At 44.5% G+C, this 14,461-nt stretch carries 11 protein-coding genes and 8 tRNA genes; 13 read left to right on the top strand and 6 right to left on the bottom strand.

Annotated features, from left to right (window positions below; genetic code table 11):
• Positions 1-205 precede the first annotated feature (205 nt).
• Positions 206-1,828: a methyl-accepting chemotaxis protein gene (locus NO989_RS10690; RefSeq protein ID WP_014950156.1), complete on the top strand. Its 1,623-nt coding sequence runs from the start codon at positions 206-208 to the stop codon at positions 1,826-1,828.
• A gap of 109 nt (positions 1,829-1,937) precedes the next feature.
• Entirely contained in the window at positions 1,938-2,840 is a 903-nt protein-coding gene (locus tag NO989_RS10685; RefSeq protein WP_252118782.1) for a histone deacetylase, read from the top strand.
• Between the two features lie 82 nt (positions 2,841-2,922).
• Here the strand turns inward: NO989_RS10685 and NO989_RS10680 are convergent, their stop codons facing one another.
• The 6 genes from NO989_RS10680 to folD form a co-directional block, all read right to left on the bottom strand.
• Positions 2,923-3,939: a phospholipase A gene (locus NO989_RS10680; RefSeq protein ID WP_039228347.1), complete on the bottom strand. Its 1,017-nt coding sequence runs from the start codon at positions 3,937-3,939 to the stop codon at positions 2,923-2,925.
• A gap of 35 nt (positions 3,940-3,974) precedes the next feature.
• Positions 3,975-4,817, bottom strand: coding sequence for an MBL fold metallo-hydrolase (locus NO989_RS10675; protein ID WP_239257852.1), 843 nt, complete (start codon positions 4,815-4,817; stop codon positions 3,975-3,977).
• Positions 4,818-4,854: 37 nt separating this feature from the next.
• Positions 4,855-6,573 carry a proline--tRNA ligase gene (locus NO989_RS10670; protein WP_371342507.1) on the bottom strand — a complete coding sequence of 573 codons (1,719 nt, stop codon included), beginning with the start codon at positions 6,571-6,573 and terminating at the stop codon, positions 4,855-4,857.
• 182 nt (positions 6,574-6,755) lie between these two features.
• Positions 6,756-7,475: a tRNA (N6-threonylcarbamoyladenosine(37)-N6)-methyltransferase TrmO gene (gene tsaA, locus NO989_RS10665; protein WP_371342506.1), complete on the bottom strand. Its 720-nt coding sequence runs from the start codon at positions 7,473-7,475 to the stop codon at positions 6,756-6,758.
• A gap of 237 nt (positions 7,476-7,712) precedes the next feature.
• A complete protein-coding gene (locus NO989_RS10660) occupies positions 7,713-8,291 on the bottom strand; it encodes a DUF1415 domain-containing protein (RefSeq protein ID WP_371342505.1) in 579 nt (192 codons plus the stop codon).
• A 105-nt stretch (positions 8,292-8,396) separates the two neighbouring features.
• Complete coding sequence (gene folD / locus NO989_RS10655) at positions 8,397-9,251, bottom strand: bifunctional methylenetetrahydrofolate dehydrogenase/methenyltetrahydrofolate cyclohydrolase FolD (RefSeq protein WP_371342504.1); 855 nt, start codon at positions 9,249-9,251, stop codon at positions 8,397-8,399.
• A 346-nt stretch (positions 9,252-9,597) separates the two neighbouring features.
• Between folD and NO989_RS10650 the strand changes: the two genes are divergently transcribed.
• From NO989_RS10650 to clpX, 11 genes are all read left to right on the top strand, one after another.
• A tRNA-Pro gene (locus tag NO989_RS10650) sits at positions 9,598-9,674 on the top strand.
• A 24-nt stretch (positions 9,675-9,698) separates the two neighbouring features.
• Positions 9,699-9,775: transfer RNA gene (locus NO989_RS10645), tRNA-Arg, on the top strand.
• A gap of 88 nt (positions 9,776-9,863) precedes the next feature.
• Positions 9,864-9,939: transfer RNA gene (locus NO989_RS10640), tRNA-His, on the top strand.
• 7 nt (positions 9,940-9,946) lie between these two features.
• Positions 9,947-10,031 (top strand) — tRNA-Leu (locus NO989_RS10635).
• A gap of 42 nt (positions 10,032-10,073) precedes the next feature.
• Positions 10,074-10,150 (top strand) — tRNA-Pro (locus NO989_RS10630).
• Between the two features lie 169 nt (positions 10,151-10,319).
• A tRNA-His gene (locus NO989_RS10625) sits at positions 10,320-10,395 on the top strand.
• A 7-nt stretch (positions 10,396-10,402) separates the two neighbouring features.
• Positions 10,403-10,487, top strand: a tRNA-Leu gene (locus NO989_RS10620).
• Positions 10,488-10,529: 42 nt separating this feature from the next.
• A tRNA-Pro gene (locus tag NO989_RS10615) sits at positions 10,530-10,606 on the top strand.
• Between the two features lie 346 nt (positions 10,607-10,952).
• On the top strand, positions 10,953-12,257 hold the full coding sequence (tig, locus tag NO989_RS10610) for a trigger factor (RefSeq protein ID WP_014950148.1): 1,305 nt from the start codon (positions 10,953-10,955) through the stop codon (positions 12,255-12,257).
• A 98-nt stretch (positions 12,258-12,355) separates the two neighbouring features.
• The gene (clpP, locus tag NO989_RS10605) at positions 12,356-12,985 is read left to right on the top strand and encodes an ATP-dependent Clp endopeptidase proteolytic subunit ClpP (protein WP_014950147.1); all 630 of its coding nucleotides are present in this window, start codon (positions 12,356-12,358) and stop codon (positions 12,983-12,985) included.
• 74 nt (positions 12,986-13,059) lie between these two features.
• The gene (gene clpX, locus NO989_RS10600) at positions 13,060-14,334 is read left to right on the top strand and encodes an ATP-dependent protease ATP-binding subunit ClpX (RefSeq protein WP_014950146.1); all 1,275 of its coding nucleotides are present in this window, start codon (positions 13,060-13,062) and stop codon (positions 14,332-14,334) included.
• The last annotated feature ends 127 nt before the right edge of the window (positions 14,335-14,461 follow it).

Genomic DNA, 14,461 nt, shown 5'->3' with positions numbered 1-14,461 from the left:
TAAATTTACCGAAATGAAAAGAGAGCCTTCGGGCTCTTTTTTTGTATCTACTTAAAAAAGAGCAAGTTAATAAGCCTGTTACTATAAGAGTGTATATTTTCGCATATATTGGTATGTTGATTCATACCAAATTTGTAACCATACCGTCATAAAAATATCATTTAATGGCGACGTCCTTCTTTAAATTTATACTAAAGGTTAAGCCGTGTTCAATTACACAAGCATCAGCCGTTTGGTGATGACGCCTGTTCTCGCCAGCTTTTTAATTCTTGTACTATTAAACGGTGCCTCAATTCTAAAGTCTTTCTCGTTACTTAATTCATTCGATGAGTTAGAAAACACCCTTGTTCAGTCAGAACGAGACGTCAATACCACGCTAAGTACTTTCAAAACTCAAGTGCAAGAGTGGAAGAACGTATTGTTGCGTGGCCACAAAAAAGACGACCGAGAAAAATACTGGGAGCGATTCAAGCAGAGAGAGGCCGACATCACTCGCCAGTTTGACCTGATGCTATCAAGTAGTGTGATAAGTGAAAGCGTGAAGTCAGATATCAGGCAATTTCAAAAAGCCCATGCAGTCATGGCCGAGAAATACCGTGAAGGATACGACGCATTTATTAACTCAGGGTTTGATCCAAAGGTTGGAGATAGCTTTGTTCGAGGTATTGATAGAGAGCCTGCTAAGCTCCTCTCAGGTATCGCGGCGGAAATTGCAGCCGATTCAGCGAATGCGATTGCTGAACTTAAAGCCAATACGCGCACTATGCTCTGGATAATTCTACTGGCGGCTATTGCGCTCTCTGTGCTTTCTGTTGCTTATGTGATTGCTCGTTTACGCTCTCAGGTTATTAAACCAACGAAGCAGGTTGCGGCGTGTATATCCAACTTGGCTCATAGCCGTTACGACTACGCGTTAACGTATTCCAGCGACCATGAATTGGGCATGCTGGCAGAATCTGCCAGGGCATTACAAAACAAATTAAAAGATTCGGTTGCGCAGCTTCAACAAGCGGAGACCGAAATGGAGAAGGCGTTTGGCACCCTCGGTAACGTCAGTCAATCCATTATGGAAGGCGCCAATGGACAACGGGATGCGTCGCGCTCGCTTGATAGCAGTACGGATAAACTTAAAGAGATTGTGCAAAATTTAGTGGCAATCACCGACCAAGTTGCTGTGGCGACAAATAACTCAGAAAAGAACGTGGCAAGTTGTTATGCCACGTTTGAAAGCGCCAATGCAGGCTTTAAGCAACTAGCAAAAACGGTAACCGAATCAAGTAATATCGTGTCAGAACTGCAAAGCCGCAGTACCAATATTCTAAAAGTGGTAAATGTTATTAATGAAATTGCCGATCAGACTAACCTGCTGGCTCTAAACGCAGCAATTGAAGCTGCTAGGGCAGGTGAGCATGGCCGTGGTTTTGCTGTGGTAGCCGACGAGGTTCGAGCACTTGCAGCTAAAACACAGCAGTCGACCAAGGAAATTAACGACATTTTAAGTAGTTTTGAAGCTGAAGCAAAAGGCGCCGTTGCGGCGATGTCGTCAGGCAAGCAACTGTCAGACACAAACGCAGCAGAAGCAGCGACAGCGCTTGAAACACTCAATAACGTGGTGAGAGATATTCAAGAAACGGCCAGCGTAGTTGTGGCGCTTAACGAAGCCGCAGATGAGCAAGAGGCTGTACTTCAGCAGGTGGAAACAATTATCAGTAATGTGGTCACATCATCTGAAAAATATCATCAACTTGCTCAGCGTGATGACATGTCACGCTCAATGAAAAGTATGTCAGAAAATGTTGAAAAGGTGGTGAACAGTTTGACCCGCTAACTGTGCTTTGTCAGTATAAACACGTTGAAAGGGAGTGTTTGAACAATGTTCACGCTCCTTTTCTTTTATCTTTTATAGATGCGCGCGTCCTAAACCAGTATTGATAATAATGACAACACCACTCGTATTTCATCCTATTTATAGCCAGTTAGATCTTCCTGAGCGACACCGATTTCCCATCGAGAAGTACGTAGGTATTCGCGATGAATTGTTAAATCGTGGTGTGGAAGCATCGCGTTTTGTTACTCCATCACCGGTTGATCTTTCTTTTCTCACTGCCTATTACAATCCGGACTATGTTGATGCATTAAGCACTGGCGCATTAGATAAGAAAGCCATGCGCCGCATAGGCTTTCCCTGGTCGCAGCAGCTGATTGAGCGTACCCGTACTGCCGTTGCTGGAACCTGTTTAACAGCCAAGCTAGCTCTAGAGCATGGAAAAGCATTGAATTTAACGGGCGGGTATCATCACGCGTTTGCTGATTTTGGTTCAGGTTTTTGCTTGTTCAACGATTTATATTTGGCAGCGAAAACTATGCAGCAAACCCCGTCCGTTGAAAATGTGCTTATTGTCGATTTAGATGTGCATCAAGGCGATGGCACAGCAAAACTTGCCGAAAACGACCGTGATATTTTTACCTTATCTATTCATGGTGAAAAGAACTTCCCTCACAGAAAGCAGCGTTCCGATATTGATATAGGGCTCGATAAGGGCACCGAAGACGACGAGTATCTAACCACGCTTGAACAAGCGCTAACGATGGTAATGAGGCAGTTTCAGCCTGATGCCATCATCTATGACGCAGGCGTTGATGTGCATGTAAACGACGACCTTGGTCATCTGCATATTTCTACGCAAGGCGTGTACGAAAGAGATACGCAAGTTTTTGCGTTAGCCGAGCGTTTAGGCGTTCCGATTGCTGCGGTAATTGGTGGAGGCTACCAAAGAGATATTGCAGCACTGGTAGATGTGCATATTCAGCTTTATCGCGCGGCAGGCGTGATTGATTAGCAAACAGTGATGCCTAAAATGAAAAGAGCACGCCATACAAAAGCGGTTTGGCGTGCCCATCCTGTGTCTACGTGGTTATTTATTACAAAAAGTGCAGCTGAAAACCTATACCAATACGTTCTTGTGAGCGGTTATAGTCGATAAGCGAATCGCCATAGCCATTGAAGTATTGAAGCAAGACTTCATAGCGGTCAGAGATAGGGTAGGTGAAGTCTAGCTGGATGCTGCCTCGGTTCTCATCTACGTCGAGGTTATTTCGTAAAAGCGCCAGTACTTTAAACGCGCCAATTTTCCTTCCATAACCAAGTTCCATTCTACCGTAATAGTCTTGTATATCAGGGTTATCGTCGCCGGTAGGATCAAGCGGGTCTGTTTTCTCGTCTTCAGGAATACGGTACCACGTCTTTAGGTAGTAGATATCGTCATCGTCGCTAAAGACAATAGAGGCAAATATACGGTTCCAGCTTCGAGAGCGCAGCCCGCTTTGACCGTTAGACATATGATTGAAACCAACTTGAAAGGTATTAAATTTATAGCCAAGTACGGAATAATCGGCTGTTTCTTGCCAAAAGACTTCTGGTTCGTAATTGGTCTCGCGAAACGGCTTCGACGCTTCACTGTTATAAAGCTGCCAGAAAGAGGTTAGCGTAAAGCCAAAGTAAACGCCGTCGAATCCTGTATCTTCCAAATAAAGCGGCAGCTTTGCGCTTACCTGAAATTTGGCTTCTTTATTGTCTATGTTCTCGTTCGTTAGTTCTTCACTGGCTACAGAGCTTGGGTTGGAAACGTAAGTGATTGGAAGTAGATAGTTTTGTCTATGCTGAGTGATAGCAAACACATTATCCAGTGCTTCTTTATCGCCTTCTAATCGGTTATCCAGTGCACTTTCCGTGATGGTGTCACGTTTGATGATATCGATAACTTCAATACCGCTTTCATCCTGTGACGATTGATTTTCTTCATTTTCAACAGTGCGCTCTTGTTCACTATTTTCTAAAGATGACGCTTGTTCGCTTACCACTTCTTGTGATTGTTGAGCGCACACAGGCGTACAAGCAGCAAATGCTGCCAAAAATACAAAAGGCTTTAACACAGACACCTTTAATTCTCCGTAACGTGGGGTTATTGTTATGCTTAACTGAAGTCCAGTGCTTGGCCTTCTGAAGATGCAAATACTTGTAGATTAGACTCTGCCACTGTGACGTATACATTACAATGGTTTACAACATCATCTATATCGTCATCAGTCCGTTCTGGATCATGACTATATAAAGCTAATTTTTTTGCGTTACATGCCATTGCTAGTTTCACCGCTTCTTCCGCGACCGAATGACCCCATCCGTTCTTAGCTGGCATGTCTGACAACATATACTGTGCATCATGTATTAGCAGATCGGCATTTTGCGCAAATTTTGCGAAATCGATAAAGTCTGTTTCTTTTTTGTAGGGAGGGTAAAGCTCATTATCTGTTATGTAAGCCACCTTTGCGTCATCGGCTTCAATACAATAGGCACTGCCACGACCGGGGTGGTTCATGGCTAAGCGAGTTATGGTTGCGCTTCCTACTGAAAATCGGCTTGTAGACTTGGGAATATCGACAATAGAAATGTTAGCTTTCAGCGCACTTCGGGGGACTGGAAATAACGACCCTTCCATTTGCTTTAAAATTTGATCAGGTTCATCAAGGAAGGTTTGACCCGGGTATATGTTGATTTCACGTGAAGCCTGATAGATAGGCGCAAAAAAAGGGAAGCCTTGAATATGATCCCAATGGTTGTGGCTCAACAGCAGATTAATGGGTGTATCTTTTTGAATAAGGCGCTCGCCAAGCACGCGAATCCCTGTGCCAGAGTCGAGGATGATATCGGTACCATCCTCAAGCTCAATGTGAACGCATGCAGTATTACCACCATAGCGGACGTAAGCTGCTCCCGGGGTAGGGATTGACCCTCTTACGCCATAAAATGTTAACCGCATACGCCCTCTTTTCTAATCTAATCGGCGAGATCAGGCGCTAGAGTGCGGCTACAAAGTCCTTTGCTGCGCTAACATCTAACAACTGCTTTTCACCAGTACGTCTATTCTTATACTCAACCTGTTGATTATCTAGGTTTCTTTCACCAATAACAATGCTGTGAGGTATGCCAATTAATTCCATATCATTGAACATGACACCCGGACGCTCTTTTCTGTCGTCAAACAACACTTCTACGCCAAGGGCAACAAGCTCTTCATAAAGCGCTTCCGCTGCTTCTTTAATACGATGAGACTTGTGCATATTCATTGGTATTAATGCAATTTTAAACGGTGCAATAGGATCTGGCCACTTTATGCCAAATTTATCGTGGTTTTGCTCGATAGCTGCCGCAACAATTCGAGATACGCCTATACCGTAACAACCCATAGTTAAGGTTTGGTGCTTACCTGACTCGCTTAGAACGCCACAATTCATGGCTTCTGAATATTTGCTACCAAGCTGGAAAATATGACCCACTTCGATGCCGCGTTTAATATCTAGCGTGCCTTTCCCGTCAGGAGATGCATCGCCAGCTACTACATTGCGAATATCAACACCGATTGTGCCTTCTGGCCAATTTACGTTGATATTTACTTTACCGCCTGCGCCAGCGCCAGTGGTGAAGTCAGCAAGGGCAGCTGCACTGGCGTCAATAAAAGCGGGTACAGGCAGGTTGGTTGCATCAGCAAACAATGGTGACACGCCAAGAATATCTTTTGCTTGTTCAAATGATGCTTCAACAAGCGGGCTTGCAACGCCGTCTAACTTCTCCGCTTTTACATCATTAAGCTCATGATCAGCACGAAGTACAAGGGCTACCCATTTATCAGAAACTACTTCTTGGCCTTTACTGTCTACTTCATTAGCGGCTTTCACTACTACGACTTTAACCGCGTTTGTCACTTCGGCTTCTACGCTTTTTAAGATGGCATTGAAATCTTTGCCTTTGGCATCTTTAGTCTCAACTGCAGCGCCCGATGCGACAGCTTTTTCAGGCGCAACAGCTTCAGCCATTTCAACATTGGCTGCGTAATCACTGTCGCTTGAGAAAGCGATATCGTCTTCACCTGATGCGGCAAGCACGTGGAATTCGTGAGAGTGATTACCACCAATAGAGCCAGAGTCGGCAATGACTGCTCTGAAGTCTAAGCCCATACGCGAGAATATATTGCAGTAAGCGTCGTACATTTTTTGATACGTTTCTTCTAAACAGCTGTCTTCTAAGTGGAAGCTGTACGCATCTTTCATGGTAAATTCACGACCACGCATAATGCCGAAACGGGGGCGCACTTCGTCGCGGAATTTAGTCTGAATCTGGTATAGATTGAGCGGAAGCTGCTTATAGCTGCTAATTTCATTACGCACAAGCGCGGTAATAACTTCTTCGTGCGTTGGACCTAATACGAAATCTCGCTGGTGGCGGTCTTTAATACGAAGTAACTCTGGGCCGTATTCTTCCCATCGTCCAGATTCTTCCCACAAATCTGCGGGCTGAACAACGGGCATTAGCACTTCAATCGCGCCTGCTTTGTTCATTTCTTCACGAACAATATTGGCTACTTTATTAAGTACACGAAGACCAGATGGCAACCATGTGTATAGACCCGAGGCAAGCTTTCTGATCATACCAGCTCTTAGCATAAGCTGGTGGCTGATAACCTCTGCATCTGCAGGTGTTTCTTTCTGCGTGGCAAGCAAATATTGACTAGTGCGCATGTAAAGCAGGTATCCTGTTATAAATGTATTTATGACGGTTAGTGTGATGCTCTTTCGCAAACGGCAATTCGCAAAACAAAACATTGCGAAATGCTTGAACCGAGATAAGGTGTCACACGTTTGGGCGTATTCTAATTAACTGTGAGCTATTTCGCCACAGACTGTTAACACTAATAGTGTAATTATCCTAAATGAACCAGTTCGGTCACCTTAATGGCGGCATCTCTTATTTCAAACCCTACATCAATATCGTATAGCGTCACGCGGTAGGTTTTCTCATCATTTTCAATATGCTGTTTATAGGCTGGGCGAGGGTCTTGGGACAGTACCGCAGTCACCAAGGCAGAAAAACCACGGTGCTTTTTCTCTATTTCAGCAAGCGTGGGCTGGATTGTATCAGCGAATGAAACGTCGCGATTGGGTATGGGGTTAATGTCATCAAGATTATCGCTGGCGCTAAGAACACTATCAGCGTACGCGATATAGGGTTTGATATCGACAAGCGGTGTGCCATCGACTAAATCTACCCCTTCTACCACTAATTGTGTTTTTCCATTACTGCTAACCACACCTTTGTTTTTCACCACAGACATGCCAATCCCATTAGGTCGGTGGGTACTGCGACTTGCCAATACGCCCATAGTTGCATTACCACCTAGACGAGGGGCTTTTACCGTATTTTTCCAACCGCGTTCAATGTTTTGGTGAAAGATAAAAAGCAGCCACAGGTGACTGTAATTCTCTATCCCTTTAAGCAAATTGATATCGTTAAAGCCTTCTTCGAAGGTAATAACACCTTCGGCGTTAGCCAAGTTGGGCTGCCTTGGAATAGCAAACTTTTGCTTGAAAGGCGTAGCGACGGTCGCTATCGCTTCGAGAGAAAATGAATTGTGGGTATTCACGTTTTAGCCCTAACGAAGTCAAAATGTGTAACGTTGTCATATTACTCACATAATTTGCAGGTAAAGTGACGTTTCAAGTGAAAGCTTGAGCCAAATAAACATCCTGCTTGTTATAAGGAGCTGCTTATTTGGGTTCCCTGGAGTAATCCAATACTTTGGGCCTGCTCGCATCACGAGCTTATTCTCTTTTTAGTGCGTGTTTTTTACATTGCACAAAAAAGGTAAGCTTCTCGTGTTTTATCGAGCGGGCTTATCTTTTTTAAGCGTGTCTAACACACCCTCAAAATAAGGGCACCCAAGCGTCCGTGCTTTTTCAATGTTATGCCTGAATATCTTTTCGGCATCCTCTTCTTTTTTCATGTAGCGTGTGATGTCAGCTTCACGAATCAAATGCAAAAGGGGGTAGGGTGATCGATTGGTATAGTTTTCAGCATCGTCTGCGTCGCTATCGTCGAATACATAATTGGGGTGGAAGCTGGCAAGTTGATAAGTGCCGCTGTATCCCCAGTCGTGCAGCATATTATCGCTAATAGCCAGTACATCGAGATATTTGTTGAAATCAGCAAGGGTTGAATGCGTGAGTGCAATTAGTGTTGTAGCGGTGGTGTCGTTCTCTTCTAAATGCCGCAACTCATCGTATAGCGATTGAACGACATTTCCCGCATCGCCCTCAATTACCACACACCGAATTTGATGAGGTGTTCTTACATAGCGCGCAAAGGGACAAAAATTGTGCTTTATCACAATGTCGTCAACCCATTTAAGCGTTGCATCAATTACGTGCTGTTCCCATAAAGGAGATGTTGGTTCTGCCATAAAAGGTGTAGGTCAGTTTGAGTCTGTGTTCAACGTGAGGGGAGTATAAAACAAAAAGGCAGAAATTTGATTTCTGCCTAACATTTTGATTGAACTATTTGTGCTTTAAGAATGATATTTTACGTAAGCTTCCAGCGTATTCTCTATCAAACTGGCTACTGTCATCGGCCCAACTCCGCCTGGAACGGGGGTTATCCAGCCTGCGCGCTCTTTCGCTTTTTCGAAATCAACATCGCCAACAAGTGAACCATCATTAACGCGATTAATACCTACATCAATGACAATCGCGCCCTGTTTTACCCAGTCACCAGGAATAAAGTTCGGTTTACCTACCGCGACTACCAGTAGGTCTGCACGTTGAACGTGACTTTTAAGGTCTTGAGTAAACTTATGACAGGTAGTAACGGTGCAGCCTGCTAAAAGCAGTTCCAGGCTCATAGGGCGCCCCACAATGTTCGACGCACCTACAATGACCGCGTCTAAGCCTTTTATAGGGCGCTTGGTTGACTCTATCATGGTCATGATGCCTTTTGGCGTGCAGGGACGTAGTGCAGGAATACGCTGTGCAAGGCGGCCAATGTTGTATGGATGAAATCCGTCGACATCTTTATGAGGGTGAATACGTTCAAGTACCTTTTCTGCATTTAACCCTGCAGGTAAAGGAAGCTGTACCAGAATTCCGTCTATCTCTTTATCTTCGTTTAGCTCGTCCACTAAATTTAGCAAGGTCTCTTCTGTGGTATCAGAAGGAAGGTCGAAAGAGCGAGAAACGAACCCGACTTCTTCGCACGCTTTACGTTTATTGGAAACATAAACTTGAGAAGCTGCATCACTGCCAACAAGGACAACGGCTAGGCCTGGTTGTCTTTTACCTGCTTGCGTAAGCGATTCAACATAGGAGGTTACGTGTTGGCGAACTTGTTTGGCAATTAGTTTGCCGTCAATAAGATGGGCGGTCATAGTCTTGTACGATTCTTATATGGTTGGGTGGTCAACAAGTGCCCTATATTGTTTCATAAAATAGGACTAATACTCTAGTAGTTATTACTCTGCAATTATTCGCCACAAATGTTCAACGTAAACGACCGTTAATGGAAAGCCTGATGCTTACCCTTTAAAAGAAGCGCAAATCTAGGCTAAAGACAGGCAAATACAAGGGTAATTGTTCAAAAAAACGTGAGAATGGATGCTTTGTGAGCGGTTGATGATTTTATTTAAAAAAGTGTTTGACGAGGTGGGGGGATGTCAGTAATATTCGCACCCCGTAACGGCACAGAGGCTAACGCTTCAAGGTCGGTACGACAGTCGGTGAGTGGCGCAGCTTGGTAGCGCACTTGTTTTGGGTACAAGGGGTCGCAGGTTCAAATCCTGTCTCACCGACCACTTTTTGCAGCGAAGATTCGCCAAGCGCCCGTAGCTCAGCTGGATAGAGCAACGGCCTTCTAAGCCGTGGGTCGCAGGTTCGAATCCTGCCGGGCGCGCCATGCGAGTCAGGTAGGTCCTGATAGCAAGGCTGAATTTTCGTATTTACACTGCTAAAATAAAGCGTGTAAATTGCAAACACACCCTATGGTGGGCGTAGCTCAGTTGGTAGAGCCCCGGATTGTGATTCCGGTTGTCGTGGGTTCAAGTCCCATCGTCCACCCCACTTTTTTGCGGAAGTGGTGGAATTGGTAGACACGCTGGATTTAGGTTCCAGTGCTTCACGGCGTGAGAGTTCAAGTCTCTCCTTCCGCACCATATTTTCAAGCTTTATCAAAAGCTTAATGTAAGCATTCCAGTCGGTGAGTGGCGCAGCTTGGTAGCGCACTTGTTTTGGGTACAAGGGGTCGCAGGTTCAAATCCTGTCTCACCGACCATTTATGCTTTCTTCGATTCAGTGAATACTTCTAGCTAAGAGTGATAAATCATCTGTGGGCTAGGGTATGAGTCGACTTTAACTATCGAGTAGCTATGTAAGATCCTGACAGCTCGGTAGGCACTTATGTGTTTATCAATTCACACATAAGACTGAACAGGATTACTGTGGTGGGCGTAGCTCAGTTGGTAGAGCCCCGGATTGTGATTCCGGTTGTCGTGGGTTCAAGTCCCATCGTCCACCCCACTTTTCCGCGGAAGTGGTGGAATTGGTAGACACGCTGGATTTAGGTTCCAGTGCTTCACGGCGTGAGAGTTCAAGTCTCTCCTTCCGCACCATATTTAAAGCTCTCGCAGGGCTTTTCAAAAAGATATATCTGTCGGTGAGTGGCGCAGCTTGGTAGCGCACTTGTTTTGGGTACAAGGGGTCGCAGGTTCAAATCCTGTCTCACCGACCATTATCTTTCTCTCCTCTTTATTCATTGCTCAATAAACTCGCATAAATTCCGTCTTTTTCGCTATTTAGGCTATTAGTTTCGCTATTTGGTCAAAATGCGTTCAAATGGTTGTTACAAACTTGTGTTTGCCTCTCGACTCTTGTGGTATGCGGCTGTATACTACCGCGTCTTTTTTTAACCAGTACGTTTGTTTCAGGTTGGCTTTTTGACACAATTTCGTGTCCTAACTTTGATTTTATAAACGTCGAATAACGACCTCTACCCCGGAGTGATATGCAACTCTTGCATGACGGGAGAGGGGATTGAGAACAAAACGCCTGTAAAGGCGTATAGTTGAGGTAACATAATGCAAGTTTCAGTCGAGACGACCCAGGGTTTAGAACGCCGTCTTACTATCACCGTTCCAGCTGACACGGTTGATTCAGCAGTTAAGTCACGTCTACAGCAATTGGCGAAAACACAACGCATCAACGGCTTCCGTCCAGGTAAAGTTCCTGTAAACGTAATCAAAAAGCGTTTCGGCCAAGCTGTTCGCCAAGAAGTTGCTGGCGATGTTATGCAGCAAAACTTCTACCAAGCAGTGATTCAAGAAAAAATTCAGCCTGCTGGTATGCCGAAGTTTGAACTGACTAAAGACGAAGACGGTCAGGACCTAGAATTCACAGCATCTTTCGAAGTTTACCCAGAAGTAGAAGTGAAAGGTGTTAGCGATATCGAAATCGAAAAGCCAGTAGTAGAAATTACTGACGAAGATCTAGATAACATGATGGAAACACTTCAGAAGCAGCACGCAACTTGGAAAGAAGTTAAGCGTAAAGCGAAGAAAGACGACAAAGTTATCATCGACTTCGTTGGTTCTATCGACGGTGAAGAGTTTGAAGGTGGTAAAGCAGAAGACTTCGCTCTTGAGCTAGGTAAAGATCGCATGATCCCTGGTTTCGAAAAGCCACTTGTTGGCGCGAAAGCGGGTGAAGAAGTGACTATCGAAGTAACTTTCCCTGAAGACTACCACGCAGAAAACCTAAAAGGTAAAGATGCAGTTTTCCAAACTACTGTTAAGAAAGTAGAAGGCCTAAACCTTCCAAAAGTTGACGAAGAGTTTGCTAAACTATTCGGTGTTGAAGAAGGCGGTGTTGACGCACTTAAAGCAGAAGTTCGTAAGAACATGCAGCGTGAACTAAACCAGACGCTAAAAGCGCAAGTTAAAGAAGACGTTATTGCTAAGCTAGTTGAAGCTAACGAGATTGATATTCCTCAAGCGCTTATCGATCAAGAAGTGAATGCACTTCGCGAGCAAGCTAAGCAACGTTTCAGCCAGCAAGGCGGTGGTCAGAACCTTCCAGACCTACCAGCTGAATTGTTTACTGACAACGCTAAACGTCGCGTATCTATTGGTCTTCTTCTAGGTGAAGTGATCAAGCAGAACGAACTTAAAGCAGACGAAGCTAAAGTTAACGAGATGATCGAAACTGCTGCTTCAGCGTATGAAGATCCGCAAGAAGTTGTTGATTACTACAACAACAACCAAGAGCTTATGCAACAAATGCAGAACGTTGCACTAGAAGAACAAGCTATTGAGTGGGTTCTTGAGCAAGCAAAAGTTACCGAAGTAACTAAAGCTTTTGACGAGGTTATGAACAAACAGGCGTAATTTTTTACTGTCTGATTGACATTACTTGTCAGCAACTGCTTAAATGCTCGGAGCCTTCCGAGCATTTTTGTTTTTAACGCTAGATAATCAAGGTAGCTATGACTAATACCCCGTTTGACCCAATGAATGCACTTGTTCCTATGGTTGTTGAGCAAACCTCTAAAGGTGAGCGCTCATACGACATTTATTCTCGCCTATTGAAAGAAAACGTAATTTTCTTGGTAGGACAAGTTGAAGATCACATGGCCAACCTCATCGTTGCTCAAATGTTGTTCTTAGAAGCTGAAAACCCAGAGAAAGATATTTTCTTATACATTAACTCACCAGGCGGTTCGGTAACTGCTGGCATGGCAATTTACGATACGATGAAGTTTATCAAGCCAGACGTGAGTACAGTATGTATGGGCCAAGCTGCAAGCATGGGCGCATTTCTACTATCTGCAGGAGCAAAAGGTAAGCGCTACTGTCTACCTAACTCGCGCGTAATGATTCACCAACCGCTTGGTGGCTTCCAAGGTCAGGCATCTGATTTTGAAATACACGCGAAAGAAATTCTGTCTATTAAAGAGAAATTGAATCGCCTTATGGCGGACCATACTGGTCAAGACTATGAAAAAGTCGCGCGAGACACAGACCGTGATAACTTCTTGAGTGCAACTGAGGCAAAAGAATATGGCCTTGTTGACCAAGTTTTAGCAAATCGATCTGACGTAGCCGCAACTAAGTAGTATAGTTATAGTAGACCTGAGCCAGTGCATAGCACGTTTTGGTTTTCGGCTCAGGCAAGGCAGAGGCAAAAGTAATGAGTGATAAGCAAAGCGGTGACGGTGATAATAAGCTACTGTACTGTTCGTTTTGTGGCAAAAGCCAACACGAAGTAAGAAAGTTAATAGCAGGCCCGTCGGTATTCATTTGCGACGAGTGTGTTGAGTTATGTAACGATATCATTCGCGAAGAAATTAAGGAAATCGCGCCTAAGCAAAAGCAGGACGCTTTACCTAAACCAAGTGAAATTCATGCTCACCTAGACGATTACGTTATCGGGCAAGAACATGCAAAGAAGGTATTATCAGTAGCGGTATATAACCACTACAAGCGCTTGCGCAATGGCGACGTTCACGAAGGCGTAGAACTTGGCAAAAGTAATATTTTGCTAATAGGACCTACCGGTAGTGGTAAAACGCTGCTAGCGGAAACCCTAGCGCGCCTGCTTGATGTTCCATTCACCATGGCTGACGCAACCACGCTAACTGAAGCTGGCTACGTGGGCGAAGACGTTGAGAACATCATCCAGAAGTTACTGCAGAAGTGCGACTACGACGTAGAGAAAGCGCAGCGCGGAATTGTTTACATCGATGAAATCGATAAGATTTCTCGTAAGTCAGACAACCCATCTATCACTCGTGACGTTTCGGGTGAAGGTGTACAGCAGGCGCTTCTAAAGCTGATTGAGGGTACGGTTGCGTCTGTTCCTCCGCAAGGTGGACGTAAGCACCCACAGCAGGAATTCCTGCAGGTTGATACCTCTAAGATATTGTTCATCTGTGGTGGTGCGTTTGCTGGTCTCGATAAAGTTATTGAGCAACGCGCACAAAAAGACACGGGTATTGGATTTGGTGCTACAGTTAAGTCGAAAGACAACAGCAAACAAATCAGTGAACTGTTTAAGCAAGTTGAACCTGAAGACTTAGTGAAATATGGTCTGATTCCAGAGTTCATTGGACGTCTACCGGTAGTAACAAGCCTTGAAGAGTTGAATGAAGAAGCACTAATTCAAATTCTACGCGAGCCTAAGAATGCAATCACCAAGCAATATGGTGCATTGTTCTCGATGGAAGATGTAGAACTTGAGTTCCGTGACGATGCACTTAATGCTATTGCTAAAAAGGCAATGGATCGTAAGACAGGCGCACGTGGTCTTCGCTCAATCGTTGAAGCGGTTTTGCTTGATACTATGTACGACCTTCCTTCAATGGAAGACGTGAGCAAAGTTGTTATTGATGAAACCGTTATTCGCGGTGAATCAAAACCTATCTTGATTTACGACAGCAACGAAAAGAAAGCCGCCTCTGAATAGATGCTGGTTTTGTGAAAAAAGGCCCTTTAGGGCCTTTTTTTGTTTTTAACATGACCCATCCTAAATAGCGTTGACACTTTTCAAACTTAATTTGGAGAGTGTAATGAAATCAAATAGCAAAAGAACT

The sequence above is a fragment of the Alteromonas sp. DY56-G5 genome (assembly GCF_041414725.1).
GTDB classification, from domain to species: Bacteria; Pseudomonadota; Gammaproteobacteria; order Enterobacterales; family Alteromonadaceae; genus Alteromonas; species Alteromonas macleodii.
This window is presented reverse-complemented; position numbering and strand designations above follow the sequence as displayed.